Origin of the sequence: Rhodococcus sp. NPDC076796, from assembly GCF_040702765.1 — a bacterium.
In the GTDB taxonomy this organism is placed as follows: domain Bacteria; phylum Actinomycetota; class Actinomycetes; order Mycobacteriales; family Mycobacteriaceae; genus Rhodococcoides.
The window spans coordinates 772763-797463 of the sequence record NZ_JBFBMS010000003.1 but is presented as its reverse complement, the minus strand read 5'-3'; the positions used below and the strand labels follow the sequence as shown (position 1 = coordinate 797463).

The 24701-nt window shown below is 66.3% G+C and carries 25 protein-coding genes; 11 read left to right on the top strand and 14 right to left on the bottom strand.

Annotated elements, in window-relative coordinates; translation table 11 throughout:
• Positions 1 to 167 precede the first annotated feature (167 nt).
• Both AB0366_RS13990 and AB0366_RS13985 read right to left on the bottom strand, forming a co-directional pair.
• Complete coding sequence (locus AB0366_RS13990) at positions 168 to 1022, bottom strand: universal stress protein (RefSeq protein ID WP_121870351.1); 855 nt, start codon at positions 1020 to 1022, stop codon at positions 168 to 170.
• 20 nt (positions 1023 to 1042) lie between these two features.
• Positions 1043 to 2545, bottom strand: a complete 1503-nt coding sequence (locus AB0366_RS13985; RefSeq protein ID WP_121870350.1) for an APC family permease — start codon at positions 2543 to 2545, stop codon at positions 1043 to 1045.
• Positions 2546 to 2790: 245 nt separating this feature from the next.
• On the opposite strand from AB0366_RS13985, the gene AB0366_RS13980 reads away from it, so the two are divergent.
• Positions 2791 to 3915 carry an adenosine deaminase gene (locus tag AB0366_RS13980; RefSeq protein WP_366244386.1) on the top strand — a complete coding sequence of 375 codons (1125 nt, stop codon included), beginning with the start codon at positions 2791 to 2793 and terminating at the stop codon, positions 3913 to 3915.
• Positions 3916 to 3936: 21 nt separating this feature from the next.
• Here AB0366_RS13980 and AB0366_RS13975 read toward each other — a convergent pair whose 3' ends face one another.
• Genes AB0366_RS13975 through AB0366_RS13955 form a run of 5 tightly spaced genes read right to left on the bottom strand, consistent with a single transcriptional unit; the run spans position 3937 to position 7351 of the window.
• Positions 3937 to 5211: a primosomal protein gene (locus tag AB0366_RS13975; RefSeq protein ID WP_366244384.1), complete on the bottom strand. Its 1275-nt coding sequence runs from the start codon at positions 5209 to 5211 to the stop codon at positions 3937 to 3939.
• A gap of 15 nt (positions 5212 to 5226) precedes the next feature.
• Positions 5227 to 5541 (bottom strand): YbaB/EbfC family nucleoid-associated protein, encoded by a 315-nt coding sequence (locus AB0366_RS13970; RefSeq protein ID WP_121870347.1) that lies wholly within the window; start codon positions 5539 to 5541, stop codon positions 5227 to 5229.
• Positions 5538 to 5876, bottom strand: a complete 339-nt coding sequence (locus tag AB0366_RS13965) for a hypothetical protein (RefSeq protein WP_366244383.1) — start codon at positions 5874 to 5876, stop codon at positions 5538 to 5540. Before AB0366_RS13965 ends, AB0366_RS13970 begins: the two co-directional genes overlap by 4 nt.
• Positions 5877 to 5887: 11 nt before the next feature.
• On the bottom strand, positions 5888 to 7012 hold the full coding sequence (locus AB0366_RS13960) for an NlpC/P60 family protein (protein WP_366244382.1): 1125 nt from the start codon (positions 7010 to 7012) through the stop codon (positions 5888 to 5890).
• Positions 7013 to 7018: 6 nt separating this feature from the next.
• Positions 7019 to 7351, bottom strand: coding sequence for a type VII secretion target (locus AB0366_RS13955; protein ID WP_366244381.1), 333 nt, complete (start codon positions 7349 to 7351; stop codon positions 7019 to 7021).
• A 133-nt stretch (positions 7352 to 7484) separates the two neighbouring features.
• Between AB0366_RS13955 and upp the strand changes: the two genes are divergently transcribed.
• Both upp and AB0366_RS13945 read left to right on the top strand, forming a co-directional pair.
• A complete protein-coding gene (gene upp, locus AB0366_RS13950) occupies positions 7485 to 8108 on the top strand; it encodes a uracil phosphoribosyltransferase (protein WP_037188128.1) in 624 nt (207 codons plus the stop codon).
• Between the two features lie 80 nt (positions 8109 to 8188).
• The gene (locus AB0366_RS13945; protein ID WP_366244380.1) at positions 8189 to 9037 is read left to right on the top strand and encodes a DUF2797 domain-containing protein; all 849 of its coding nucleotides are present in this window, start codon (positions 8189 to 8191) and stop codon (positions 9035 to 9037) included.
• 14 nt (positions 9038 to 9051) lie between these two features.
• On the opposite strand, the gene AB0366_RS13940 is transcribed toward AB0366_RS13945, so the two are convergent.
• From AB0366_RS13940 to AB0366_RS13930, 3 genes are read right to left on the bottom strand one after another with little or no spacing between them, the layout of a single operon-like run.
• On the bottom strand, positions 9052 to 10653 hold the full coding sequence (locus AB0366_RS13940; protein ID WP_366244379.1) for a phospho-sugar mutase: 1602 nt from the start codon (positions 10651 to 10653) through the stop codon (positions 9052 to 9054).
• Positions 10650 to 11477: a purine-nucleoside phosphorylase gene (locus AB0366_RS13935; protein WP_366244378.1), complete on the bottom strand. Its 828-nt coding sequence runs from the start codon at positions 11475 to 11477 to the stop codon at positions 10650 to 10652. Before AB0366_RS13935 ends, AB0366_RS13940 begins: the two co-directional genes overlap by 4 nt.
• Before the next feature lie 35 nt (positions 11478 to 11512).
• Positions 11513 to 12106, bottom strand: coding sequence for a helix-turn-helix domain-containing protein (locus tag AB0366_RS13930; RefSeq protein WP_366244460.1), 594 nt, complete (start codon positions 12104 to 12106; stop codon positions 11513 to 11515).
• A 66-nt stretch (positions 12107 to 12172) separates the two neighbouring features.
• Here AB0366_RS13930 and AB0366_RS13925 point away from each other — a divergent pair, with 66 nt between their 5' ends.
• The 5 genes from AB0366_RS13925 to AB0366_RS13905 all read left to right on the top strand — a co-directional run bounded on the left by AB0366_RS13925 (position 12173) and on the right by AB0366_RS13905 (position 16838).
• Positions 12173 to 13144, top strand: coding sequence for a hypothetical protein (locus tag AB0366_RS13925; protein ID WP_366244377.1), 972 nt, complete (start codon positions 12173 to 12175; stop codon positions 13142 to 13144).
• 75 nt (positions 13145 to 13219) lie between these two features.
• Positions 13220 to 13924, top strand: a complete 705-nt coding sequence (locus AB0366_RS13920; protein WP_366244375.1) for an enoyl-CoA hydratase/isomerase family protein — start codon at positions 13220 to 13222, stop codon at positions 13922 to 13924.
• Positions 13925 to 14035: 111 nt separating this feature from the next.
• Positions 14036 to 15199, top strand: a complete 1164-nt coding sequence (locus AB0366_RS13915) for a M20 family metallopeptidase (RefSeq protein ID WP_366244459.1) — start codon at positions 14036 to 14038, stop codon at positions 15197 to 15199.
• Positions 15196 to 16359 carry a M20 family metallopeptidase gene (locus AB0366_RS13910; RefSeq protein WP_366244373.1) on the top strand — a complete coding sequence of 388 codons (1164 nt, stop codon included), beginning with the start codon at positions 15196 to 15198 and terminating at the stop codon, positions 16357 to 16359. The genes AB0366_RS13915 and AB0366_RS13910 overlap by 4 nt, the downstream gene beginning before the upstream one ends.
• Before the next feature lie 14 nt (positions 16360 to 16373).
• Positions 16374 to 16838, top strand: coding sequence for a TrmO family methyltransferase (locus AB0366_RS13905; protein ID WP_366244372.1), 465 nt, complete (start codon positions 16374 to 16376; stop codon positions 16836 to 16838).
• A 13-nt stretch (positions 16839 to 16851) separates the two neighbouring features.
• On the opposite strand, the gene AB0366_RS13900 is transcribed toward AB0366_RS13905, so the two are convergent.
• The gene (locus AB0366_RS13900) at positions 16852 to 17316 is read right to left on the bottom strand and encodes a gamma-glutamylcyclotransferase (protein WP_037188123.1); all 465 of its coding nucleotides are present in this window, start codon (positions 17314 to 17316) and stop codon (positions 16852 to 16854) included.
• 181 nt (positions 17317 to 17497) lie between these two features.
• Here AB0366_RS13900 and AB0366_RS13895 point away from each other — a divergent pair, with 181 nt between their 5' ends.
• The 3 genes from AB0366_RS13895 (at position 17498) to glpD (ending at position 22055) form a co-directional block, all read left to right on the top strand.
• Positions 17498 to 18901: an NAD(P)H-quinone dehydrogenase gene (locus tag AB0366_RS13895; RefSeq protein WP_366244371.1), complete on the top strand. Its 1404-nt coding sequence runs from the start codon at positions 17498 to 17500 to the stop codon at positions 18899 to 18901.
• Between the two features lie 139 nt (positions 18902 to 19040).
• Positions 19041 to 20279, top strand: coding sequence for a PLP-dependent aminotransferase family protein (locus tag AB0366_RS13890; RefSeq protein WP_366244370.1), 1239 nt, complete (start codon positions 19041 to 19043; stop codon positions 20277 to 20279).
• A 45-nt stretch (positions 20280 to 20324) separates the two neighbouring features.
• A complete protein-coding gene (gene glpD / locus AB0366_RS13885; RefSeq protein ID WP_128645273.1) occupies positions 20325 to 22055 on the top strand; it encodes a glycerol-3-phosphate dehydrogenase in 1731 nt (576 codons plus the stop codon).
• 148 nt (positions 22056 to 22203) lie between these two features.
• On the opposite strand, the gene AB0366_RS13880 is transcribed toward glpD, so the two are convergent.
• From AB0366_RS13880 to AB0366_RS13870, 3 genes are all read right to left on the bottom strand, one after another.
• Positions 22204 to 23460: a sigma-70 family RNA polymerase sigma factor gene (locus AB0366_RS13880; RefSeq protein WP_366244369.1), complete on the bottom strand. Its 1257-nt coding sequence runs from the start codon at positions 23458 to 23460 to the stop codon at positions 22204 to 22206.
• The gene (locus AB0366_RS13875) at positions 23457 to 23807 is read right to left on the bottom strand and encodes a YciI family protein (protein ID WP_121870336.1); all 351 of its coding nucleotides are present in this window, start codon (positions 23805 to 23807) and stop codon (positions 23457 to 23459) included. The genes AB0366_RS13880 and AB0366_RS13875 overlap by 4 nt, the downstream gene beginning before the upstream one ends.
• Positions 23808 to 23916: 109 nt before the next feature.
• Positions 23917 to 24690 (bottom strand): DNA-formamidopyrimidine glycosylase family protein, encoded by a 774-nt coding sequence (locus tag AB0366_RS13870; RefSeq protein WP_366244368.1) that lies wholly within the window; start codon positions 24688 to 24690, stop codon positions 23917 to 23919.
• Positions 24691 to 24701: the final 11 nt, after the last annotated feature.

Here is a 24701-nt window from a genome sequence, read left to right as displayed (position 1 = left end):
CGATCACCATCCCGGCAACAGGAAGCGGTGGCACACACGACGGTGCGTGCCACCGCTTCACCATGCCGTCGTTGACAGGCCGACCTCCATATGAGAGCGGCTGCGCCGCACGTGCACGGAAACTCGACCTCTGCTACGAATTTCTACTCACGTGCGGCGAAGCCGCTCTACTCGTGCGGGACCACGACCACCGGCACCGGCGCAGCACGCAGAATCTTGGCCGCGCTGGACCCGAGGAACACCCGCTTGGGAGTCGCCAATCGACTCGAGCCGAGGAACAGCACATCGCCCGGCTTCCAGTCGAGGTTGCCCATCGCCTCGTCCAGCGTCGACCCGTCGGCGACGACCGACTGCAGGCCCTCGATATCGGGGAGCGTGCGCACCGCGTGGTCCAGATTGTCCTGCGCGGCAGCGACCTGTCGTCGACGGGTGTCCAGTGACGTCTCGTCGCTCGGGGCCCCGGTCGGCTCGAGCGAGACCAGTGACACCAACCGCACCGGTACGTGCGCCGCGCTGGCAAGAGTGATGGCGAAGGGCAGCGGATTCGGGGCGGAGGCCCGAGTGGGGACGGCGACGGTCAGGTCGGTGATCGGTGCGTTCGAGAGCCGGTAGCCCCGAGGGGCAAGTGCCAGCGGCACTTCCGACGCGTGCAGCAGTTGACTGGCGACCGACCCGATCGAGTGTCGGTTCAGCAGGCCGTCACCGGCACCGCCGACGACGATCATGTCGGCATCGGTGTTCACCGCGAAGTCGATCAGGGCGCGGGCGAACGACTCGTGGGTGAGCACGTGCGTGGTCACCTCGATGCCCGACGGTACCTGCGCGGCCGCGTCGTCCACCCAGCCCCGCGCCTTGGCCTCGAGAACTTTTCGGTAGGGTCCGCTGCCCTCCATGACAGGTTCGTCGACGGCCATGACCAGCACGATGTCGATGGAGGCGTCGAGGGCGCGGGCGAGGGCGGTGGCCAGGGCTACGCCGTCGTCGCCGCTGGGAGTGGCGAGGTAGCCGACGGTGATCTTCATGAGCGAGGTGTCCTTCTCTTCTAGTAAGTGTCGGGAACCTTGACGTCGGTCGACGCGGTGAGTGTCTTGCCCTGGAAGAAGTCCTTGTTCCCCACGAAGCACAGCAGCATGAGCGGAATGCCGAGTACCAGCATGCCGACACCGAGAACGAACACTCCGCCGACGGGACCGTAGACGGTGAAACCGTAGTCGGGCTTGATCATGTCGACTGCGCTCTGGACGAACGCCCACGTCATGGACAGCCCGCCGAGAAGCGGAAAGATGCCGCGCATGAACAGGTTTCGGGCGGACGAGAACAATGTCCGACGGAAGTACCAGACGCACGCGTAGGCGGTGATGCCGTAGTAGAAGGCGACCGCGAGCCCCAGTGACGCCACCGAATCCTGGAGCGCGTTGGCGCTGACGAAGGTGAGCACCAGGTAGAACAGCAGTGCCGCGACGCCCATCACGAGGGTGCCGAAGCCGGGCGTCATGTACTTGGGATGGACGCTGGCGAACCGCTTGGGGAGGGCCTCGTAGACGGCCATCGACAGGGTTCCGCGCGCGGTGGGCAGGATGGTCGTCTGGGTCGAGGACAGAGCCGAGATCGAGACCGTCAACAGCAGCAGCGACGCCACGATCGAGCCGGCGACGGGACCGCCGAGGATGGTGAGCACGTCGTCGACGTTGTCCGGGTTGTTCAAACCGATGCCGGTATCGCCGAACCCGGCGAACGACTGGACCGCGTATCCGACGAGAACGTACGTCGCGACGAGGATCAGCGTCGTGATCACCGCGGCGCGTCCCGGCGTCTTCTCGGAGTCCTTCGTTTCCTCGCCGACGGCCAGGCAGGCGTCCCATCCCCAGTAGATGAAGATGCACAGGATGATGGCCTGGGCCGCGTCGGACATCGTCACTCCGGTCGGGACCAACCAACTCCACTGGGGTGTGATGGCCTGCGGTCCGGCGGTACCGGTGCCCACCTTGACCAGTGCCGTCACCGACACTCCGATGAGCACACCGAACTGCACGACCAGCAGCACGTTCTGCATGCGTTCGCTGATGAGGATGCCGCGAAAACTGACGTAGGTCATCGAGGCGATGAAGAACGAGCCGAGGGCGACCTTGGCCGCGGTGGACTCCGCCAATCCCGACAGCCCCAGGAACTCGAAAAGGTAGATGGCGGCGATCTCGGCGACGTTGGCCAGCACGATGATCGCCGAGACTGCCAGGCCCCACCCTGCCATCCAGCCGACCCACGGTCCGAACGCCTTGGTGCCCCAGGTGAACGACGTTCCGCAGTCCGGGGTGTCGCGGCCGAGTTCGCGGTAGGCGAAGGCGGTGAGCAGCATCGGAACGAAGGCGATGAGGAACATCGAGGGTGCCTTGTCGCCGACGGCCAGAACCACGTAGCCGAGTGTCGCGGCGAGGCTGTAGGCCGGGGCGACCGCCGACAAGCCGATGACGATGTTGCCGACCAGCCCGAGAGCGCCGGTGTTGAGTCCTTTACCCGGAAGGGTGTTCGGCGGTTCCACAGTGGACATAGGTCTCTCCGAGGTTCGAGTCGACCGAGGACGTCGGAGGGGGACCCGACAGAATCGGCCGCGTGTGTTTGCTGAACACTACGATTTCCGTCGCCGATCCGCTGTGTATCGACGGAATTGTTTTCATCGGAGTAACAATGCAACGAAATGGGTCGCGTAAGTGGCGGAGGTCGGGGGAATCCGCGGACTCGCCGATCGGCTCCGGCGGACGCGCGTGCGCGCGGGCCGCACGCTACCGTCGTCACATGAGCACCGCGGAGAACACTCAGTCCTCGATCGGTGGCAGTGCGCCACTCGATCTCGCGTCGATCAGGACAGCTCCCAAGGCGTTGCTGCACGATCACCTCGACGGCGGACTCCGCCCGCAGACCGTGTTGGAGCTGGCCGACGAATGCGGTTACGGCGATCTTCCCGCCACCGACGGTGCAGCGTTGGGCGAGTGGTTCCGCGACGCCGCGGACAGCGGCTCGCTCGTGCGGTACCTCGAGACGTTCGCGCACACCGTCGCCGTGATGCAGACCCCCGAAGGGCTGTTCCGAGTGGCGCGCGAATGCGCCGAGGATCTGGCCGACGACGGCGTCGTGTACGCCGAGGTGCGCTTCGCGCCGGAACAGCACCTCGAGCGCGGCCTGACCCTCGACGAGGTCGTCACCCATACCCTTGCCGGCTTCGAAGCCGGGATCTCTGCGGCCAAGGTGCGCGGCAAGAACATCACGATCGGCACCTTGCTGACTGCGATGCGGCACGCGGCGCGTTCGCGGGAGATCGCCGAGCTGACGGTCCGGTTCCGTGACCGCGGCGTCGTGGGCTTCGACATCGCCGGTGCCGAAGCCGGCTTCCCTCCCAGTCGCCACCTCGACGCCTTCGAGTACATGCGAGCGAGCAACGCGCACTTCACCATTCACGCGGGGGAGGCGTTCGGTCTGCCGTCGATCCAGGAAGCAGTGGCGTTCTGCGGCACCGACAGGCTCGGTCACGGAGTGCGGATCACCGACGACATCACCACCGGCGCCGACGGTGAGCACGAACTCGGTCTGCTGGCCGCCTACGTCCGCGACACGAGAATGCCCCTCGAACTGTGCCCGAGCTCCAACGTCCAGACCGGGGCCGCCGAATCGTTGGCGACGCACCCGTTCGATCTGCTTGCCCGACTGCGATTCCGAGTCACCGTCAATACCGACAACCGGTTGATGAGCGATACCTCGATGAGTCGCGAGATGGCCAAGCTCGTCGAGACCTTCGGCTACGGCTGGAGCGATCTCGAGCGGTTCACCATCAACGCGATGAAGTCGGCGTTCCTGCCGTTCGACGAGCGACTGGCGATCATCGACGACGTCATCAAGCCCGGTTACGCAGTTCTGATCGGCTGATCGATCGGGCCCGGCGGGCGGCTACTTCTTGCGCAGCCGGCTCTCGAACTCACGCTCGAGGGCGCGCCATGCTTCGGCCTCGACGTCGAACGGCGCGCTCGGAGCGAGCCGATCAGGACTGGGCTCGAGGGTGTACGAGACGTACCAACCCAGCGGGGTGGACGTGGCGAGAGCTTCGTCGACGGAATCATCACCGGCGAAATCGGCTGCATCGGTGAACAATTCGACGGCCAGGTCCAATTGGTCGACGTCTACTGAGGTGGGCCCCTCGGCGAGGTCGTCGGCCAGGCCGGGCAGCACGTACACGTTGTCGTCGGTGATCGCGATGTCGAGGGAGCCGTCGATGGCGGCGGTCTGAACATCGGAGTAGGTGCTGACCTGTGCCAGATCGTGGTCGTGATCGTCGGCCAGGTACCGGGCCAACGAACGCTCGGAACCGAACACGCTGATGGCGCCGCCGCGGCCGAGGAACACCGGCTTGTCGCCGAGGTAGCACCGCAGGGTGTAGAGCGTGTCGTCCGAGGTGATGATGCGAATCGGATCGATGCCGACAGTGGTCCAGAACGTGTCTTCGGCTGCGGCTGCGGCGATCGGATCGCGGTCCACCTCGGCAGAATCGTCGTCGTCGTCGTCTTCGTTGTCGTCCGAATCGGAGTCGATGTCGTCCGTGACGTCATCGGCGTCGACGGCGTTCTCTGCCGCTGCGGTGATCTCGGCTTCGGCGACGGCAACGGCAGTGGAGTCGACATCGGGTGAGGTGACGACGGAGTCCACGGCGTCGAGCACGTCGTCCCAGTGCTTGGCTACAGCCGCTCCGATGCGGTCCCACAGTTCGCCGCCCTCGCGACCGAGGAAGTTCTCGACGCCTCCGCCGACGGCACCGACGAATGGGTTGGAGCCGAAAAAGCTTGTGACAGGACGCAATTCGCAGACATCGCCGATGGAGGAGACGATGTCGAAGGTGGCCTGCAATTCGGCGAGAACGTCGGCTTCGGGGTCGGAGGCCACCAATTCCGGCACCGCCACCAGATCGAAGCGGTGCAGATCGTCGGGCTCGAGTTCGTATGCGGCGAGTGCGGAGACCACCTTCCACGACGGATGGTCGACGAGATCGTTGTCGTCGTCGGATCTGACGAATGCCGCGAGCTCCGCGACGGTCGAGAATCCGTACAGGTCCTCCTCGTGTCCGAGGAATGCCTCCCACTCGTCGTCGCCTTCTCGCCACTCCGGTGCCCACAGTGTCGAGAAGTCACCGGCGGTGAGACCGAGTTCGATCGGGATGATGTCTCCAGCCATGGCGCGAAGCCTATCTCAGGAATCTGTGAACGAACCCTGCAGACTTCGCAGGATCGCCTCGCGCTGGTCGAGCGCCGAAACGGCGGCCTGCGCGGCCATTGCGGTGATCGTCGACGCGAGTGCGTGAGCGCCAACCGATCCGAGGTTCTCGGCGAGTTCGAGCCCGACCAGGGCACCGGTTCCATCGGCAACGACGGTCACCAGGTTGTCCGGCGACGTCAGTCGAATTCTGATGCGGTCCAGTCTCTCGTGCGTTTCGCGAAGCGCGTCCAGCCGGTGCTGAGCGCTGCCGACCAGAGCGTCGAGTTCGGTGGTGTGGGCGTGGGTCATACCTGCTTCAACCAACTCGTGGGTGCGGAGTCCTCTGCGAGATTCTCGTTCGCTTCGGCGGCGACTCGGGCCCGGGTGGGCAGGCCGAGGCGATCGAGAACCTCGGTGGGAACGCCGTCCTCGGCGAGGAGGGTGCGGCGCTGAGCTCGTGCGGCGGCACGCGCCCGTACACAGTGCTCGAGAATCGTCGACGCCAATGCGCCTCCGCCGTATCGCAGTTCGCGATCGTCGATGACGATTCCGATCGGCAGTCCGTGTTCGGTGGCGCGCACCGTCACCGATCCCGATCGAGTTCCCGATACCGCGCTGACGACGGGGGTGTCCGAGTCCGTCATTGTCTGGCCCCTCATTCGGTCGGACGGTAGAAGCCCTTGAAGCCCATACCGCTGTTGGTCGTTCTGATCGGACCCACCTGTACGGGGTCGCCTGCCTCGACGAGCTGACCGTTTCCGATGACCATGGCCACGTGCCCGTCCCAGACTGCGAGGTCGCCGGGCATCACCTCACCCGGTGCCACGGCGGATCCGATGTCCTGTTCCTGTGCCAGACGCGGGATCTCGACGCCCTGCTGTGCGTACGCCCACTGTGTCAGTCCACTGCAGTCGAGCCCGCTGCCCGGCGTGGTGCCGCCCCATGCGTAGGGCACACCCTGTTGGGTCAGTGCGCTGCGGACGGCACCCGCGGCTTCGGCATTGGGCGCGGTGACGGTACTGCCGTCGGGTAGCCGTATCTCGACTCCCCGGCCGGTGCTCTCGGTGGTTCGGGAGGGATCGGTGCCCGGATTGCCCAGGTAGTTCTGGGCACCGCCGCTGCTCGACGACTCGGCCCCTGCGGCAGGGGCGGAGACGGACTGCGCGAACGTCTTCGCCAGCTTCTCGCCTGCCTCGATCACCTGTGCTGTCGCGGGCGAGGTCATGAGATTCGAGGGTGAGCCGGGGGCAGGTGTCGGTTCGCCGCCCACGGGGGCGGGAACTGTCGGCGGAGCGGCCAGTTCACCGACTTTCGCGGTGTGGACTGCCAATTCGCCTCGAACGCGCGCCACCACCACGAGAGCTCGCTCGAGGTGCTCGATGGCCGCCGTGATCAACATGGTCTGCCCCGGCGGGGTGGCGATGATCGGCCCGGCCGACAGTGCGATTCCCACGAAGGACTGCACGATCGCCTGCAGTTCGAGGAAGCCTTGATGGGTGTCGCGGCAGGCCTGATCCACGACGGCAGCGATGTCGTCGGCGTGGTCGGCGAGGGCGATTGCGCTCGTATGAGCGTTCTCGGCGTAGCGAATGGCCGCGTCGGCGGCCGCACCGTTCCAGTTGGCAGCGAGCTCGGTGACCGCGACCCTGCCGATTCCCTGAGCAGCCTCGATCGCGGCCGAGGACACCCGCAGTACGTCGGCCGGACCGCCGGTGGGGAGCGCCCCGTTGCCGAAGGCTCCGAGCAGATCGACGATGGGACGGGCCAGCAGATCGATCATCGGCGCTTACCGCGCGTCCTGCGCGATACCGGCGGCCGCGGCCGCAACGGTTGCGCCGGTGCCGGCATCGGTGAGGGCGTACGACACCGCGGATGCGGTGGCCGCGGAACCGATGCTCGCCACCGTGCCCGCCAGACGCACCACAGCATCGGTGTGCGCCAGATGGGTGCCGGTGACTGCACCGAGAAACTCCTGTCCGATCAGGCCGAAGACCGGAGCCAGCACGGCCGGGCCGCATGCGGCGGCGGCAGCACCCGCCGCCGCGATCTGCTCGGCCATGGTCGACGCCACCGCACCGTACGCGAGGACCCCCTCGGTTTCGACGACGAGCTCGGCCATCAGTGCCCCCTGAGAATGCAATCGATTCGCGGTCGCCGAGTGCGACGCCCAACTGGTTCGACGCGGGTACGTGCCATTCGGTTCCCGCGAGTTGCCGTTCGCGTCCTGCCGACCGAGTCCTATCCTTGTCGGCATGGAAACACACGTGGTCGATCACCCACTGGCCGCAGCCCTGCTCACCACGATGCGGGACGAACGCAGCGACAACGCCACGTTCCGGTCGGCTCTGCGCCAGCTCACCCACATGCTGGTCTACGAGGCCACCCGCGATGCTGCGATCGACACCTTCGAGGTACGAACGCCCGTCGCGGTCACCGAGGGAACCAGGCTGGCTCGACCGCCGTTGCTGGTCCCGGTTCTGCGCGCAGGTCTCGGCATGGTGGAGAAGGCCAGCAGCCTCATCCCGCAGTCCCGCGTCGGTTTCGTCGGGATGGCCCGAGACGAGGAGACCCATCAGCCCGTGCCGTACATGGAGTCCCTGCCCGACGACCTGTCGCAGACGCCGGTCTACGTACTGGACCCCATGCTCGCCACCGGCGGATCCATGGTCCACACGATCGAACTCCTCGTCGGCCGCGGTGCGGCGGACGTGACCGCCATCTGCGTCGTTGCTGCTCCCGAAGGAGTTGCCGCGCTCGAAGCCTCGGGTCTGCCGGTGCGGCTGGTGGCAGCGAGCATCGACGACGGCCTCAACGACAACGCCTTCATCGTTCCCGGCCTCGGTGACGCGGGCGATCGTCAGTTCGGCCCGCGCTGACGAGCGCTGCCGCGGCGAGTTTGGTCCTCGGCGTCTCCTGGCCCTCGGCGGCGTCACCTGCACCGCGCCCGAGTTTGCGGGTGCTCGACGTCGACACCGAGCAGATCGAGTTCCGCGAACTGGTCGGCCGCAGGCTCGGTTTCCGTGCGCCGGGTGCGTCGACCGATCGGTACTGCACCGGGCGCATGGCATTTCGGGCGGACGGACCGCCGCGCTACGTGCCGTGCCCCGGCAGGGAGCGGGCCGTCGCGTCGGGGCAGTGTGCGACGTGCGCGGACAAGGACAGCTTTCGATTCGTGCACACCGTGCATCGCAGCGGATTCGTCTCGCGGGACCTGGAAAAGCATGTCATGCAACCGCACTGGCTGTATCTGGCGGCGTTCGCCAACGGCACTTTCAAGATCGGAACGGCAGCGGACACGCGTAAATGGGGCAGGCTCGCCGAGCAAGGTGCCATCTGCGCGCGGTACGTCGCCCACGCCGACGACGGAAAGGCCGTCCGGGTGGCCGAGGATCTCGTGACCGAATCGCTGGGACTACGGCAAGCGGTGCGGTCCGCGGCCAAAGCCGCCTCGTTGTGCCTGCCGATCGACGTGGACAGGCTCGAGGCCGCCGCCGCTGCCCGGGCCGAGCAGGTCCGCGAGATGCTGACCGAGGCAGGCATAGCCGGATGCACCCCGATCGATCAGCGATGGGCCCCGCCCGCAGGCCGGGAAGCGTTGAGCGAGAGCGTCAGCCGCGTCGCCTACCCCGCGGATGTCGCCACCGGATCCCACGGACTCGAGATCAGGACATGCGTCGGGCAGGCGGTGATCGCGACCGTCGACGACGAGACCTACGTCGTGGATCTGGCGGCACTGAAGGGTCGGCGCATCGAACTCGGGGAGTTCACGTCCGATCTGCCTGCGGTGCAGTCGGCGCTGTTCTGAGGGTTCGTCGACGCCTAGAGGTGCTGGGCGAAGTCGGTCAGTTCGGCGAGGATCTCGCCTGCTGCCGTCCGCGCCCTCGGCAGGTCCTCGGGGCCGTCGACCTGCTCGATCGCTTCGAGGTAGGCCTTGAGTTTGGGTTCGGTACCGGACGGCCGCACGATCACCCGCAGTCCCGATCCGCTGATCTCGACTGCGTCGGTACGCAATTCGTCGTCGCGCTGGGCGTAGTCCAGCACAGTGACGGCCCGACCGGCCAGTTCCGTCGGCGGTGCGCTGCGCAACCGGTGCATCATGTTCCCGATCTCGGAGAGGGCTTCGACCCTCCGCGAGACCTGCGATCCCAGATGTACGCCGAACTCGACCGCGAGGTCGTCCAATACGTCGAGCAGGGTGCGCCGATCCTGCTTCAGGCCGGCGGCCAGATCTGCGAGCACCACCGCGGCCGAGATACCGTCCTTGTCGCGCACCACGTTCGGGTCGACGCAGTGCCCGATGGCCTCCTCGTAGGCGTACACGAGGCCCTCGCCCGCGCGGACGAGCCACTTGAATCCGGTCAGGGTTTGGGCATACCGAGCGCCGCGCGCCGGAGCGAGCGCCGAGAGCAATTGCGACGAGACGATCGTGTTGGCCACCAGCGAGTCGGCGGGCGCATCGGCGAGGAGATGGTTCGCGAGCAGGGCCCCGGTCTCGTCGCCGGTCAGCATGCGCCACCCACCGTCCGTGGGCACCCCGATCGCACAGCGATCGGCGTCGGGGTCGAGGGCAATCGCGATATCGGCGTCGATCTCGGCCGCCAGCGCGAGCACCGCGTCGGCTGCGCCAGGCTCCTCGGGGTTGGGAAACGTGACGGTCGGGAACTCGGGATCGGGCTCGAACTGCTCCTCGACCACCCGGATATCGCGGAACCCCGCTCCACGCAGCGCCGCTGTTGCGAGTTCACCGCCGACGCCGTGTAGTGGAGTCAGTGCGATGCGGACGTCTCGATGCGTCGAACGTGGGAGTGCAACAACGGAATCCAGGTATCGCGCGGCGATGTCGGAGCCGCCGGGCTGCACGATCGCGCGCGGAATCTCGATCGCGTCGGGAGTAGCCGCGATGAGCGCTTCGATCTGGGCGTCGCTCGGCGGGATCAGTTGCGACCCGCCTCGCAGATACACCTTGTACCCGTTGTCCGCGGCGGGATTGTGCGACGCGGTGATCTGCACGCCGAGCTCGGCGTCCAGTGCCCGCACCGCGAAGGCGACGACGGGGGTCGGGAGCGGCCGAGGCAGCATCACCACGGAAAAGCCCTGGGCGGAGAAGGTTTCGGCGGCCGCGAATGCGAACTGCTCGGAGCCGTTCCTGGCGTCGCGACCGACCACGACGGTGGATCCAGCCAGACCGTTCTCGATCAACCACGCCGCGATGCCGGCCGAGGTTGTCGTCACCACTGCCACGTTCATCCCGTTCGGTCCCGCGCGCACCGGGCCACGAAGACCCGCGGTACCGAATGTCAGTGGACCGCTGAACCTGTCGGCGAGTTCGGCATCGGGCAGGCCGTCGAGTTCCTCGCGAGCAGCCGGGTCGGGATCGCCTGCGATCCATCGCTGTACCCGCTCGGTGAGCTCCTCGGTCACAGGCGAGAGACCAACTCGTGCAGCAACGCACCCATGCGAGCGGCGGAATCCTTGCCGGCAGCGAGCACTTCGGAGTGATCGAGATGCTCACCGGTCATTCCGGCCGCGAGATTGGTCACCAGCGAGATGCCCAGGACGCGTGCGCCTTTCGCGCGGGCAGCAATCGTCTCGTGCACCGTCGACATACCAACGAGGTCGGCTCCGAGCGTGCGCAGCATCCTGATCTCGGCGGGCGTCTCGTAGTGCGGGCCGGGCAGGCCGGCGTAGACGCCGTCCTCGAGCGACGGATCGATCTCGCTGGCAAGCGCTCGAAGTTCGGGGGAGTACGCGTCGACCAGATCGACGAACTCGGCCCCCACCAGGGGCGAACGGGCCGTGAGATTGAGGTGATCGGAGATCAGCACGGGCTGCCCGACGCTCATGCCGTCTCGGATACCGCCCGCAGCGTTGGTCAGAACGACGGTCGTCGCACCTGCAGCGATCGCGGTCCGTACCGGATGCACGACGCGTCGCAGGTCGTGGCCCTCGTAGGCATGCGTGCGTCCCTGCAGCAGCAGTGTGTGGGTGCCGCCGACGTCCACCGAGGTGATGGTGCCGGAGTGGCCCGACGCCGACGGTGGCGCGAAGCCAGGCAGGTCGGCCATGCGCACGGTCGCGGTGGGGGAGCCGAACACGTCGGCTGCTGCCTGCCATCCGGAGCCGAGGACGATGGCCACGGTGTGGGTGTCGACTCCGGTTGCTTCGGCGAGTGCGTCGGCGGCGGTGCGCGCGGCACCCTCGGGATCGGTCACGGGGTCGGTCGCATGTGCGTCGGTGGTTGCCACGATGACCAACAGTAGGAGATCTGTACCGATGTCGGCTACCGGGCGCACCCGGCAGCAGTGGAGAGGCACTCGACGAACCAGTCTTCGTAAGTCTGTGCGGACCATTGCCGGTCCTCGACGAGCAGTGAGTACGTCTCGGGACTCGAGACCACAAGGCCGATGTCGACGCATCGCTCGATGTCCATGCCGGGCGCCTTCGAGGCCAAAGCCTCCATCAGATGCCGCAGTACGGTGACGCGCTGTTCCACGTTGGTGCGCCACAGCTCGGCGATGTCACTGTCGGTGCCTGCGGCCGCGCGGACGGCCAACAGGATTCCGGCAACACGTGAGCAGATCTCCCGGGCGGCCGCGGCGTGGATGCGGAGTTGTCCGGCGGCGGTCGGTGCAGCGATGGCGTCGGCAACCCACGTGCGCTCGAGTGTTCCGATCCGTTCGTCGTCACCCGCTACCGCTATGTCGAGCACCGAAGCAAGGATCGAGCGTTTGTTGCCGAAGACGAAGTACACCGTCTGAACCGCTACGCCGGCTTCCGCAGCGATCTGTTTGATGGTTGTTGCGCTGTATCCCGCGCCTGAGAACAGCGTCGCCGCAGCGTCCAGGATCTTCCTGCGTGCTGACTTGGGGTCCATGGTTGCCACCTCGTAGAGTCTAGGTCTAGAGTCGCACTCTAGTGCTTGACTACAGGAGGTGTGGCGATGTCCGTTCTGGTCCTCGGGGGATATGGAGCTGTCGGCGGAAGGGTGGTTCGGCTGCTGCGTGCGCAGGGATGGGACATCGTTGTGGCGGGCCGAGACGGGACTCTCGCCGATCGAGTCGTCGACCTCGCCGACGCGAACTCGTACCGTTCGGCGTTGTTCGGCGTCCGGGTCGTGGTGAATTGTTCCGGGCGCGAGGATCCTCGGCTGGCCGAAATGGCCGCCGCCCGAGGCATTCCCTTCGTCGACATCTCGGCGTCGACCGCGTACGTGCGCGCCCTCGAATCGATCCACGGTCCGGTACTCATGGGCGTCGGAATCGCGCCGGGGCTCACCGGCATGCTCGCGAGGGAGGCGTTCGCCGGAACTGCGGGCCCGGTGGATATTCTCATCGGACTGGGTGCCGGCGAGAAGCACGGCGTGGCGGCGACCGAATGGACGTACGGTCTGCTCGGGAAGAGCTTCGTCGATCCCGATGGCACGACGGTCCGAAACTTCACCCGACGGACGGCTTTCGAGTTGCCGGATCGAGTGGGCTACCGCCCGGCATCGGCAGTTCGGGCAGATTTCGCCGATCAACATCGATTGACTGCGACGCTCGGAGTCGACGTCCGCACGTACATCCGGATGGATACCGGATCGGCGACGCTCGGCCTGCGGGCGCTGACGTGGATGCCTGCGCTCGCGAGGCTGGTCCCGTCGCGAATGCCGGGTGGTCAGCGTTGGGTGACGATGGCGCGGGCCACCGACGGCACCCGAGTCTGGGCGACGGGGAGCGAACAATCCGACGCCACCGCAGTGGTGGCTGCATGGTCTGTGAGCGGGCTTCTCGGAGAACGATTCGACCTCGCGGAACCGACATGGCTGCACGACATCACGTCGATCGGCGAGATCGCACCGGCGCTGGCGGAGGCGGGCATCTCGGTCGAATCCGACCCGGCCGACCGGTTCGGGCCGAGACCGTTCGCGTAGCCGGAGCAGCTACCTCGTTCTCCGGTGTCGGCCACTCTCGATCCCGAGAAGTTACCGTTGGGTAGTATCCGCTGCATGCCTTACCTCGAACGCGACGGCGACGTCCACATCCTGTTCCTCGGTGCCGAGAACGGCTCGGACAATCCGGAGAACCGACTGCATCCGGACTGGATCGACGCCGTGCATGCGTTGCTGGACGAGGTCGAGGCCTCGACCGGCCCGGCGGCGCTGGTCACCACGTCGGCAGGCAAGTTCTACAGCAACGGTCTCGACACCGATTGGCTGTTCGCCAACCTGGACAAGATCACCTGGTACCTCGACCGCGTGCACACTCTCTACACCCGGTTGCTCGCCTTCCCGATGACCACCGTCGCCGCTGTGCAGGGGCACGCATTCGGCGCAGGCGCGATGTTCGCCACCTCCCACGACTTCCGCATCCAACGCGTCGATCGCGGCTTCTACTGTCTGCCCGAGGTGAACCTGAACATGCCGTTCACCGTGGGGATGTCTGCTCTGATCAACTCCCGGCTGCCCAAGCAGACCGCCGTCGAGGCGATGACGACCGGTCGCCGCTACGGCGGAGCCGACGCCGTGTCCGCCGGAATCGTCGAGGCGACGGCATCGGAGGAATCGCTCGTGTCCGACGCGGTCGCGAAGGCGGCGGCGCTGACGAGCACCCGAGGTGCGAACCTGGCCGGGATCAAGAGTCGTATGCACGTGGATCTGCTCGCCGCGCTGAACACCGCGACCGACGACAGCAACTTCAGCTTCGGGAAGTAGGAGGACCGTCTTCACCCCCGACTCGGCACAGCTGTTCCGACACTCGGTCGCGCTAGTGACACACTGTCTCTCGTGATCGACGAATCGAACAGTGCTGCTGTGGGCGAGGCGATGGACCGCGCCCTGGCCGCCGCCACCGACGAAGTGGTCGCGCTCTCGCACTCGATTCACGCGGAACCGGAGCTCGCGTTCGCCGAACATCGCAGCGTCGCCAAGATTCTCGATACGCTCCGAGCCCACGATTTCGAGGTCGAGACAGCCGTCGCAGGCATGGACACCGCGTTCACCGCGTCGTTCGGAAGTGGCGATCTCGTCATCGGTATCTGTGCGGAGTACGACGCCCTGCCCGAGATCGGTCATGCGTGTGGGCACAACATCATCGCGGCCTCGGCCGTGGGTGCTGCGCTTGCGCTCGCTCCGGTCGCCGACGCTCTCGGCATCACCGTGCGAGTGCTCGGTACCCCGGCCGAGGAGACCGGCGGCGGCAAGGTGCTGATGCTCGAGCGAGGAGTGTTCGACGGCGTCGGCGCGGCGTTGATGGTCCATCCCGGCCCCTTCGACATCGTGGGTGCGACCTCGCTGGCGCTGGCGGACATCGCCGTGAAGTTCACCGGCCGGGCCGCGCACGCGTCGGCCGCTCCCGAATGGGGAATCAACGCAGGCGATGCGGTGACCATCAGTCAGGTGGCACTCGGGTTGCTACGGCAGCACCTCTCGCCGGGTCAGCAGTTGCACGGCATCGTCAGTGACGGAGGTGTGGCACCGAACATCGTGCCCGGCCACGCCGAGTTGCTCTACTACCTGCGCGCGAACACCACCGAATCGTTGCACGCTCTGACGGCGAAGACGTACGCGTGTTTCGAGGCGGGAGCCATCGCCACCGGGTGTACCCACGAGATCCGCACGGTGTCGCCCACCTACGCGGCGTTGACGCCGGATTCGTGGCTGGTCGCGGCTTTTCGGCAGGAGATCGAAGCGCTGGGCCGAGCGCCCCTGGCTCCGGATTTGGAAGGATTTCGCCCGTTGGGCAGTACAGACATGGGAAACGTGACGAATGTTCTACCCGGTATTCATCCCGTCGTCGGACTCGATGCAGGAGGGGCGGTGACGCATCAGCCGGAGTTCGCCGCCGCGTGTGTCACCGAGTCGGCCGATCGAGCGTTGTTCGACGGAGCTCTCGGTCTCGCCAGAACTGCCGCGCGTGCCGCAGCCGATCCCAGTACCCGCGCCCGTCTGCTCGACGGCGTGATCGCTCGCTCGGCGGCGCAGTCGTGAGTACCCGCGAAGACGCGATCGATCGGTGGATTCACGCGCACACGGCAGATCTGTCTCTGTGGCGTCGGCACATTCACGCCAATCCGGAACTTGCTCGACGCGAATTCGGTACCACCGCGTTCGTGATGGAGCATCTCGAAGCAGCAGGTCTGTCACCCAAGCCGCTCCCCGGCGGAACGGGGTTGATCTGCGACATCGGACCCGACGGTCCCCGGGTGGCGTTGCGGGCGGACATGGACGCCCTACCGCTGCAGGAGAACACCGGCGCGGTGTACTCGTCGACCGTGCCGGGGGTGTCGCACGCCTGCGGGCACGACGCGCACACCACGGTGCTGCTCGCGACCGGATTGGCGCTGGCGTCACTGCCGCACCTGGAGTACGGGGTGCGCCTGATCTTTCAGCCCGCCGAGGAGGTGATGCCGGGCGGTGCCCTCGACGCAGTCGCCGCGGGAGCGCTCGACGACGTCACGAAGATCTTTGCGCTGCACTGTGATCCGCGGCTCGAGGTGGGGCAGGTCGGCGTGCGCCTCGGCGCGATCACCTCCGCGGCCGACACCGTCGAGCTGCGCCTGGATTCGCCCGGCGGACACACGTCTCGCCCGCACCTGACCACCGATCTCATCTATGCGTTGGGCACCGTCATCACCGGCCTACCCGGAATGTTGAGCAGGCGTGTCGACCCGCGGACCAGCACGGTCATGGTGTGGGGAGCGGTGGTCGCGGGCCAGGCCCCCAATGCCATACCGCAGACCGGCATGCTGACCGGCACCGTCCGCACCGGAGACCACGAGACCTGGGCATTGCTCGAACCGTTGGTCCGCGAGATCGTCACCGGGTTGCTCGCACCGACCGGTGTCCGCTTCGAGCTGCACTACCGTCGCGGCGTGCCTCCCGTGGTCAACGATCCGGCGTCCACGCACACGTTCGAGAAGGCTATCGGCCGGGTCGGACCCGACGCGTTGGCCGATACCGCGCAGTCCGGCGGCGGCGAGGATTTCTCGTGGTACCTCGAACGAGTGCCGGGCGCGATGGCTCGACTCGGTGTGTGGCCGGGCACCGGACCGCAACTCGACATCCACCAACCCACCTTCGATCTCGACGAACGAGCACTGGCCGTGGGCGTGAAGGTGATGACCGGTATCGCGCTGGATCCGAACTAGAGACAGGAGACGAGATGGCATTCGACGTGTCGCCGATCGGGATCGTCAGATCCGATCGCGCTGAGGTGGTGGACGACAACTGGGGATCGGTCGAGGCCGTGATCGACCTCGACGCGAGTGTCCTCGACGCCGACGCGACCCTCGGTCTCGACGAGTTCTCGCACCTCGAGGTGGTCTACGGCTTCCACCTGTGCGATCCCGCCGCGACGACCACCGGTTCGCGCCACCCCCGCGGTGACACGACTCTTCCTCGGGTGGGTGTCCTCGCTCAACGGGTCAAGGACCGGCCCAATCATCTCGGGGTGTCCCGGTGCGAGATCGTCGACGTCGACGGACTGCGCATCCGAGTGCGAGGTCTCGACGCGATCGACGGCTCACCGGTGTTCGACGTCAAGCCGTTCCTGCAATCGATGGTTCCCGAGCGTGCGGACGTGACCGAGCCGACCTGGGTGGCGTCGGTCATGAAGAACTACTTCTGATCCGTCCTTCGAGCTACGAGGCGGTACCCGGACCGACGTTCCGGCTGTTCCGGGTACGCAGGTCTCGCACGTATTCGGCTGGGGCACCGGCGATTTCGGCTGCCTCCGCCATGACGCCGAGGTAGCGAGCCGACGGCAGGCCGCCTTCGTAGGCGTCGAGTACGTACATCCACGCGAGCACGGGCTCCCGGCCGGTCTCGATGCGCAGTCGGATCTTCCGATGAATACCGAGTTCCGAGCCCTCCCAGCGATCCAGGCTCTCCTCGTCCTCCTCGGATACGTCGTAGAGCACCACGAAGACCTGCGAGTCGGGATCCTCCACGACCGTCGCCAGCGCGCCTTCCCAGCCGATGTCTCCACCGCCGAAGGTCAACCGCCATCCGTGCAGCCACCCGGTTCCCGACAGGGGCGAGTGAGGGCATCGCTGCAACATCTGCTCCGGATGCATGTTCGATCCGTAGGCGGCATAAATTGGCACGTCGGCCAGCCTAAACCGTATCGGTGCACACTGACGCCTCGTGGTCGTGTTTCGGTGCGTCGCCCCAGGTCCGGCCTCCTATCGGCCGAACGAAGCCAGCCCTACCGACGCGCGGGGGCAGCCTCTGGAATACCGTTGACGCGACACAGCGAGAGATTTCGAGCATGCGAGAAGAGGATCAATGACCCGGATTGTGATCATCGGTGGTGGTCCGGCAGGGTACGAAGCAGCGTTGGTTGCCGCACAGCACGGCGGAGAGGTGACGCTCGTCGATTCCGACGGTATCGGCGGTGCCTGCGTTCTCTGGGACTGCGTGCCGTCGAAGACGTTCATCGCCTCGACCGGCATTCGCACCGAGATGCGTCGAGCCAGCGACCTCGGCATCTCCCTCGATCCATCGCAGGCCGCCGTCGCACTGCCGAAGATTCACGACCGCGTGAAGAGCCTCGCCCAAGCACAGTCCTCCGACATCGCCCAGCGCGTCACCTCCGTCGGCGTGCAACTGCTGGCCGGACGCGCCGAGATGATCGACTCCCACGTCGGGATGGCCTCGCACCAGATCAAGGCGGTGCTCGCCGATGGCGAAGAGCGCATCCTCGACGCCGATGTCGTGCTCATCGCAACCGGAGCCCGCCCTCGCGTGGTCAAGGGAGCCGAACCCGACGGCGAACGCATCCTCAACTGGCGTCAGCTCTACGACCTCGAGGCCCTCCCCGAGCACCTGGTGGTCGTCGGATCCGGTGTGACCGGTGCCGAGTTCGTCTCGGCCTACACCGAGATGGGCGTCAAGGTCACCGCGGTCTCGAGCCGCGACCGCGTCCTTCCGCACGAGGACGAGGATGCCGCTCTGGTGCTCGAGGACGCGTTCAACGAGCGCGGCGTCACCCTCGTCAAGCACGCCCGCGCGGACTCGGTGGTTCGCACCGAAAACGGAGTTCTCGTCACGCTGTCGGACGGCCGCACCGTCGAGGGCAGTCACGCGTTGATGACCGTCGGATCGGTGCCCAACACCTCCGGTCTGGGACTCGAGAACGTCGGCATCGAACTCGACAAGGGTGGATACCTGCGGGTGGACCGCGTCTCGCGTACCGCGGTCGCGGGCATCTATGCGGCCGGTGACTGCACCGGTTTGCTGCCGCTGGCCTCGGTCGCGGCGATGCAGGGACGCATCGCGATGTACCACGCACTGGGACAGGCCGTCAGCCCGATCAAGCTCAAGACCGTGGCCTCGGCGGTGTTCACTCGGCCCGAGATCGCGTCGGTCGGCGTTGCGCAATCCAAGATCGACGCCGGTGACGTGCCCGCACGCGTGGTGATGCTGCCGCTCACCACCAATCCGCGAGCCAAGATGAGCGGACTCAAGCGTGGTTTCGTGAAGATCTTCTGTCGTCCGGCCACGGGCGTCGTGATCGGTGGCGTCGTGGTCGCCCCGAGCGCATCGGAGCTGATTCTGCCGATCGCGATGGCGGTGCAGAACAACCTCTCGGTCAACGACCTGGCCAACACGTTCTCGGTATACCCGTCGCTGTCCGGTTCGGTCATCGAGGCCGCGCGTCAGCTGATGGCGCACGACGATCTGGACTGATCTCACAATGCGAGAAACGCGTTTCATATTTCGGTAGCACGTGAGACAGTCGAAGGAGTGGACACACCCGTCCGCTCCTTCTTCGACTCAGCGGATCCGCGGGCCGTTCTCCCATTCCTGCTGCCCCGGAGTCCTTCTCATGTCCTCTACATACCTTCCCGCCGGCTTGGCCGGGCGCACCGAATCGCTCACCAGCTCGGCCATTCGTGACCTCCTCGCTCTCACTGCGCGCGACGATGTGATCAGCCTGGCCGGAGGTCTACCGGCCACCGACCTGATCCCGATCGACCGCATCGCCGCAGCAGCGCAGGCTGTGCTTCGTCGCCCCGACGCGGTCCAGTACTGCGAGACATCCGGCCACCGCACTCTGCGCAGCATCGTTGCGGCCAGGGAAACGCTTGCGCGCGGGGGAGTGCCCGTTGCGGTCGAGTCCGTCATCGTGACGCACGGTTCGCAGCAGGCCCTGGCATTGCTCGCGCAGGCCTTGATCGACCCGGGCGCTGTCGTCGTGGTCGACGAACCCGCGTACACCGGTGCGCTGCAGGTCTTCTCGATCGCCGAAGCGCGCATCGAGTCCATTCCCATCACCGATACCGGAATGGATACCGACGAACTCGAACGCAGACTGACGGCCGGACTGCGGCCTGCGGTGGTCCACACCGTCGCCAACTTCCACAATCCGCGTGGAGTCACGATGAGCGAGCAGCGTCGACGCCACCTCGCGGCGCTCGCGGATCGCTACGGATTCTGGGTGATCGAGGACGACCCGTACGGTGAGATCTTCTTCGACACAACGGATTCCGGTATCGAGTCTCCGCCGCTGCCGATCGCATGTCACAGCGATCGCGTCATCCGACTGTCGAGTGCGTCGAAGATACTGGCTCCGACGCTCCGTGTCGGCTGGTTCGTCGCCCCGCCCAGCGTCTGTGCGGCGGTGGAACTGCTCAAGCAGGGCGCTGATCTGTGTGGATCCTCGATGACACAGTTGATGGCGGCGGAGATGCTCGGCGACACCGCGTGGCTGAACGCCCACCTGACGGTCCTCAGACGCGAGTACGGCTCTCGTGCAACGGCATTGACTACTGCTCTCGTCGCCGAGTTCGGTCCTCGGCTCATCGTCTCGCGCCCCGCGGGAGGGATGTTCGCCTGGGCCACCTTCCGAGACGGAACCGACACCGGCGAGTTGCTCGACGCGGCACTCGATCACGGAGTTGCCTTCGTGCCGGGCACGGCGTTCGCTTCGGGTGCGCAGTACCGTCACTCGCTCCGGTTGAGCTTCGCCGGATCGACCCCGACCGTGCTGGCAGATGCAGTGCGGCGATTGGGTGCCGCGCACTCGGCAGGTTCTGCGCCCGATGGACCCGGGGCGGTAGCCTGACGTGCAAGCAATGCGGGGATTTTCGAAGGAGAGGGAGCGTTCGAGATGAGCAACCGATCGAATACGAAGTTCCTCGGACCCGACCAGCGGGTGGAGGCGTGGGACCAGCTCGGAACCGAGCAGTTCGACGTGGTGGTGATCGGCGGTGGCGTCGTCGGCTCCGGAGCGGCCCTCGACGCAGCGACGCGTGGACTGAAGGTGGCGCTGGTCGAGGCGCGGGACTACGCGTCGGGAACGTCTTCTCGCTCGTCCAAGATGTTCCACGGCGGGCTTCGGTACCTCGAACAGCTCGAGTTCGGGCTCGTGCGCGAGGCCCTGCACGAGCGCGAACTCTCCCTGTCCACGCTCGCACCGCACTTGGTCAAGCCGCTGAAATTCCTCTTCCCGCTCACGCATCGCGTGTGGGAGCGGCCGTACATCGCTGCAGGCATCTTCCTGTACGACCGCATGGGTGGGGCCAAATCGGTGCCGCAACAGAAGCACCTGACTCGATCCGGTGCACTGCGCATGTCGCCCGGAATCAAGCGCAAGTCGCTGATCGGCGGGATTCGGTACTACGACACCGTCGTCGACGACGCCCGGCACACGATGACCGTCGCCAGAACGGCCGCCCACTACGGCGCAGTGGTGCGAACGTCCACCCAGGTCGTCGGCTTCCTGCGTGAGGCCGACCGGGTATCCGGTGTGCGCGTGCGTGATTCGGAGACCGGTGCCACCACCGAGGTACGCGCACACGTGGTGATCAATGCCACCGGTGTCTGGACCGACGAGATCCAGTCGCTGTCCAACATGCGTGGACGGTTCCGGGTACGCGCCTCGAAGGGTGTGCACATCGTGGTGCCGCGCGATCGAATCGTCAGCGAGGCCGCGATCATCCTGCGCACCGAGAAGTCGGTGCTGTTCATCATTCCGTGGGGCGCGCACTGGATCATCGGTACCACCGACACCGACTGGAACCTCGACCTCGCACACCCGGCGGCCACCAAGGCCGACATCGACTACATCCTGGGCGAGGTCAACTCGGTGCTCGTCACGCCACTGACCCACGAGGACATCGACGGTGTCTACGCGGGCCTGCGGCCACTGCTCGCCGGCGAGAGCGACGAAACCTCCAAGCTGTCCCGCGAACACGCGGTCGCTCGGGTTGCACCCGGACTCGTCGCCATCGCAGGCGGCAAGTACACGACGTATCGCGTGATGGCCGAGGACGCAGTCGATCTCGCCGCCGAGGACATCCCGGTGCGGGTGGCGTCCTCGATCACCGAGAAGGTGCCCCTCGTCGGGGCCGACGGCTACTTCGCGCTGGTCAATCAGGCACCGCATCTCGGCGAGATGCACAAGCTGCATCCGCATCGGGTCACGCATCTGCTCGACCGATACGGTTCGTTGATCGACGAGGTGCTGGCCATGGCCGACGGCAAACCCGAACTGCTGCAACCACTCACCGATGCGCCGGCATACCTTCAGGTGGAGGTCGTCTACGCCGCGGCAGCGGAGGGCGCACTCCATCTCGAGGACGTGCTCTCGCGGCGCACCCGAATCTCCATCGAGTACTCCCATCGCGGAATGAACTGCGCGGGTCAGGTTGCGGCGTTGATCGCACCGGTTCTGGGTTGGGACGAGGCCACGGTCGACCGTGAGGTCGAGACATACCGCGCCCGAGTGGAGGCCGAGATCGATTCGCAGCGTCAGCCCGACGACGCATCGGCGGACGCGCTGCGCGTCGTCGCGCCCGAGGCCCGCCAGGAAATCCTCGAACCCGTTCGCACGATCTAGCGCAGTCGAACCAGCGTCCGGGGCGCGCGAGCCGCCGTCGCGCCGGAGACGGCCATGATCAGCAGGGTGAGTATCGCAAGTGTCAGCATGCGATCCATGGTGATCGGCAAAGCTGTGAACAGGCTTGGCCACACCTGACAGGGAGCTTTCAGGTTTCTTCTCGTCGTTGTCGAACAGGGTGGGAAGACGGCGCTAGCTGCGCTCGGAGATATGCCCTCTCGGCCGGCGACGGGTCGAGAGCGAGCGCGGTCGTTCGTGCGTTCCTGGCCTCCTCCGCGCGGTCCAGGCGATCGAGCATCACAGCTCGACAGGCATGCCACAGGTAGTGGCCGCCGAGGGAGTCGATGGCGTCCAGTGCGTCGAGCCCCGCAGCAGGACCCTGGCTTTCGCCTATGGCCACGCCGCGGTTGAGCGCCACGATCGGTGTGTTCTCCACAGCCGCAAGCGCGTCGTACAGCACGACGATCCGAGACCAGTCGGTGTCGGCATAGGTCGCTGCGGTGGAGTGACATGCTGCGATGGCTGCCTGGATGGTGTAGCGGCTGGGCCGAGAGTCGTTGCGACGCAGTGCACTGTCCATCAACCGAGCACCCTCCTCGATCGCCTCTCGATTCCATCGAGATCTGTCCTGATCCTCCAGCCTGACGAGGCCGCCCGATTCATCGGTCCTGGTCGCTCGGCGCGAGTCCGTGAACAGCATGAGGGCCAGTAGCCCCTGAAGTGACGGCTCGTCCGGCATCAGGTCGATCAGCAAGCGGGCCAACCTGAGTGCCTCGTCACACAGTCGAGGCCGCACCAGCGTCTCACCGCCGAGATGGCCGGCGGTGAACATCAAATACACCGTGGTGGCCACCGCGTCGAGTCGTTGCGGCAACTCCGCCGAATCCGGTACTCGATACGGAATGTTGGCAGCTGCGATCTTCTTCTTCGCGCGCGTGAGCCGTTTGGACATGGTGGCCTCGGGCACGAGCATCAGTCGGGCGATGTCGGACGTGGCGAGCCCGCAGAGGGTGCGCAGGCTCAGTGCCACCTGCGCCTCGACGGAGAGCGTCGGATGACAGCAGGTGAAAACCAACCGCAACAGATCGTCGGCGATCGAGGACTCGTCGCTCTCGCTCCAATTCTGGTTCAGCACGGCGAGATCCGCCGCCTCTCGTTCCTTCGCGGTGCGCCCGGCCTCGCGTCTGATGATGTCGAGCGCCTTGTTGCGAGCCACGGTGGTGAGCCAGGCACGCGGATTGTCGGGGACACCCGATCTGGGCCAGTGAGCGAGTGCGGTCACCACAGCCTCGGAGACTGCGTCCTCGGCGACGGCAAAACTGCCGGTGGTGCGCACAAGGGTCGCCAGGACGCGGCGACCCTCGTCACGGACCACGGCCGAGAGGTGCTCGGCCGGCGTACTCATCGAGTCATCGGAATGACCGGCCGAACTTCGATTGCTCCGTTCCACGCCGCTGGGATCTGTGCGGCCAGTGCGATCGCGGCATCGAGGTCCTCCGCCTCGAGGAGGAAGAACCCGGCAAGCACCTCTTTTGCCTCGGCGAACGGACCGTCGGTTGTCAGGACGTCACCTCCCTTCCCTCCCGACACACGCACCGTGGTAGCGGTCGACGTGGGGTACAGGACCGCTCCGCCGGTGATCGCGGATCCTGCCGCGGCACTGAATGCACCGTATTCGGCCATCTCGTCCGCGACCTCGGGCGAGGTCCAGTCGGCGTCATGGGTGTAGACGATGGCTGCGTACGTGGTCATGAAGGCTCCTTGGAGTCGTCGCGGCCGGCACCGTTTGCCGACCTACACACGAAGGACGAACGGGGTTCGTCGAAAAGGACACCACGGACCGAACCGATCTCGCCACACTTCAGTTCTGACAGTGTGGGCAGTAGTAGATCTGCCGTTCCTCCAGCGGATTGTCTCCGATCAGACCGAATTCGATGGTGGTTCCACAGCGTCGACACGGCTTGTTCTCGCGCCCGTACACCCAGAAATGTCGGCCCGGACGCCGATCTCCCGTCGTGACGCGTTGGTTGCGATCCTTGTTTGCCATGATCAATCGATAGGACAGGTCGATCGTCTTCTTCAGGTCGCCGGCGTCGCCGACCGGCGTGCGCGGGTCGACGCCACGGAGAAAGCAGATCTCGTTGCGGTAGACGTTGCCGAGGCCGGCGATGTTGCGCTGATCGAGCAGCGCGAGCCCGATCGGCCGGGCCGGATCCGATGCGAGCCTGGACAGCACGATGGCGGGATCCCAGTCGGGACCGAGCAGGTCCGGTCCGAGATATCCGACGGCTTCGTCCTCGTCCTCGAGGATCTCGAGCACTCCGAGCTCGAAACCGATGGCCTGTGCGTCGGCGGTGTTCAAGATGATCCGCGCTTGGAACGCAGGGCGACGCCACCGAGCGCCGGGTGCGTAGACGTGCCAGGTGCCCTCCATCTTCAAATGCGAATGGATGGAGTAACCGCCCACTCGAATCAGCAGATGCTTCCCGCGTGAGGCGACGGAATCGACGGTCTCGCCGGTGAAGTCGACTGTGGCGTAACGGGGTACGCGAATGTCGCAGGTGGTGAGCTGCCGGCCCTCGAGTGCGGCGCGCAGGGTGTTGGCGGCGCGCCAGACGGTATCGCCCTCGGGCATCGGCGTCGGTG

What these genes read in the sequence shown, in the direction of transcription:
- AB0366_RS13990 (WP_121870351.1), bottom strand. Translation starts at nt 1,022, where the DNA reads ATGAAGATCACCGTCGGCTACCTCGCCACTCCCAGCGGCGACGACGGC.
- AB0366_RS13985 (WP_121870350.1), bottom strand. Translation starts at nt 2,545, where the DNA reads ATGTCCACTGTGGAACCGCCGAACACCCTTCCGGGTAAAGGACTCAAC.
- AB0366_RS13980 (WP_366244386.1), top strand. Translation starts at nt 2,791, where the DNA reads ATGAGCACCGCGGAGAACACTCAGTCCTCGATCGGTGGCAGTGCGCCA.
- AB0366_RS13975 (WP_366244384.1), bottom strand. Translation starts at nt 5,211, where the DNA reads ATGGCTGGAGACATCATCCCGATCGAACTCGGTCTCACCGCCGGTGAC.
- AB0366_RS13970 (WP_121870347.1), bottom strand. Translation starts at nt 5,541, where the DNA reads ATGACCCACGCCCACACCACCGAACTCGACGCTCTGGTCGGCAGCGCT.
- AB0366_RS13965 (WP_366244383.1), bottom strand. Translation starts at nt 5,876, where the DNA reads ATGACGGACTCGGACACCCCCGTCGTCAGCGCGGTATCGGGAACTCGA.
- AB0366_RS13960 (WP_366244382.1), bottom strand. Translation starts at nt 7,012, where the DNA reads ATGATCGATCTGCTGGCCCGTCCCATCGTCGATCTGCTCGGAGCCTTC.
- AB0366_RS13955 (WP_366244381.1), bottom strand. Translation starts at nt 7,351, where the DNA reads ATGGCCGAGCTCGTCGTCGAAACCGAGGGGGTCCTCGCGTACGGTGCG.
- upp (WP_037188128.1), top strand. Translation starts at nt 7,485, where the DNA reads ATGGAAACACACGTGGTCGATCACCCACTGGCCGCAGCCCTGCTCACC.
- AB0366_RS13930 (WP_366244460.1), bottom strand. Translation starts at nt 12,106, where the DNA reads ATGGACCCCAAGTCAGCACGCAGGAAGATCCTGGACGCTGCGGCGACG.
- AB0366_RS13925 (WP_366244377.1), top strand. Translation starts at nt 12,173, where the DNA reads ATGTCCGTTCTGGTCCTCGGGGGATATGGAGCTGTCGGCGGAAGGGTG.
- AB0366_RS13920 (WP_366244375.1), top strand. Translation starts at nt 13,220, where the DNA reads ATGCCTTACCTCGAACGCGACGGCGACGTCCACATCCTGTTCCTCGGT.
- AB0366_RS13915 (WP_366244459.1), top strand. Translation starts at nt 14,036, where the DNA reads ATGGACCGCGCCCTGGCCGCCGCCACCGACGAAGTGGTCGCGCTCTCG.
- AB0366_RS13905 (WP_366244372.1), top strand. Translation starts at nt 16,374, where the DNA reads ATGGCATTCGACGTGTCGCCGATCGGGATCGTCAGATCCGATCGCGCT.
- AB0366_RS13895 (WP_366244371.1), top strand. Translation starts at nt 17,498, where the DNA reads ATGACCCGGATTGTGATCATCGGTGGTGGTCCGGCAGGGTACGAAGCA.
- AB0366_RS13890 (WP_366244370.1), top strand. Translation starts at nt 19,041, where the DNA reads ATGTCCTCTACATACCTTCCCGCCGGCTTGGCCGGGCGCACCGAATCG.
- glpD (WP_128645273.1), top strand. Translation starts at nt 20,325, where the DNA reads ATGAGCAACCGATCGAATACGAAGTTCCTCGGACCCGACCAGCGGGTG.
- AB0366_RS13880 (WP_366244369.1), bottom strand. Translation starts at nt 23,460, where the DNA reads ATGAGTACGCCGGCCGAGCACCTCTCGGCCGTGGTCCGTGACGAGGGT.
- AB0366_RS13875 (WP_121870336.1), bottom strand. Translation starts at nt 23,807, where the DNA reads ATGACCACGTACGCAGCCATCGTCTACACCCATGACGCCGACTGGACC.
- AB0366_RS13870 (WP_366244368.1), bottom strand. Translation starts at nt 24,690, where the DNA reads ATGCCCGAGGGCGATACCGTCTGGCGCGCCGCCAACACCCTGCGCGCC.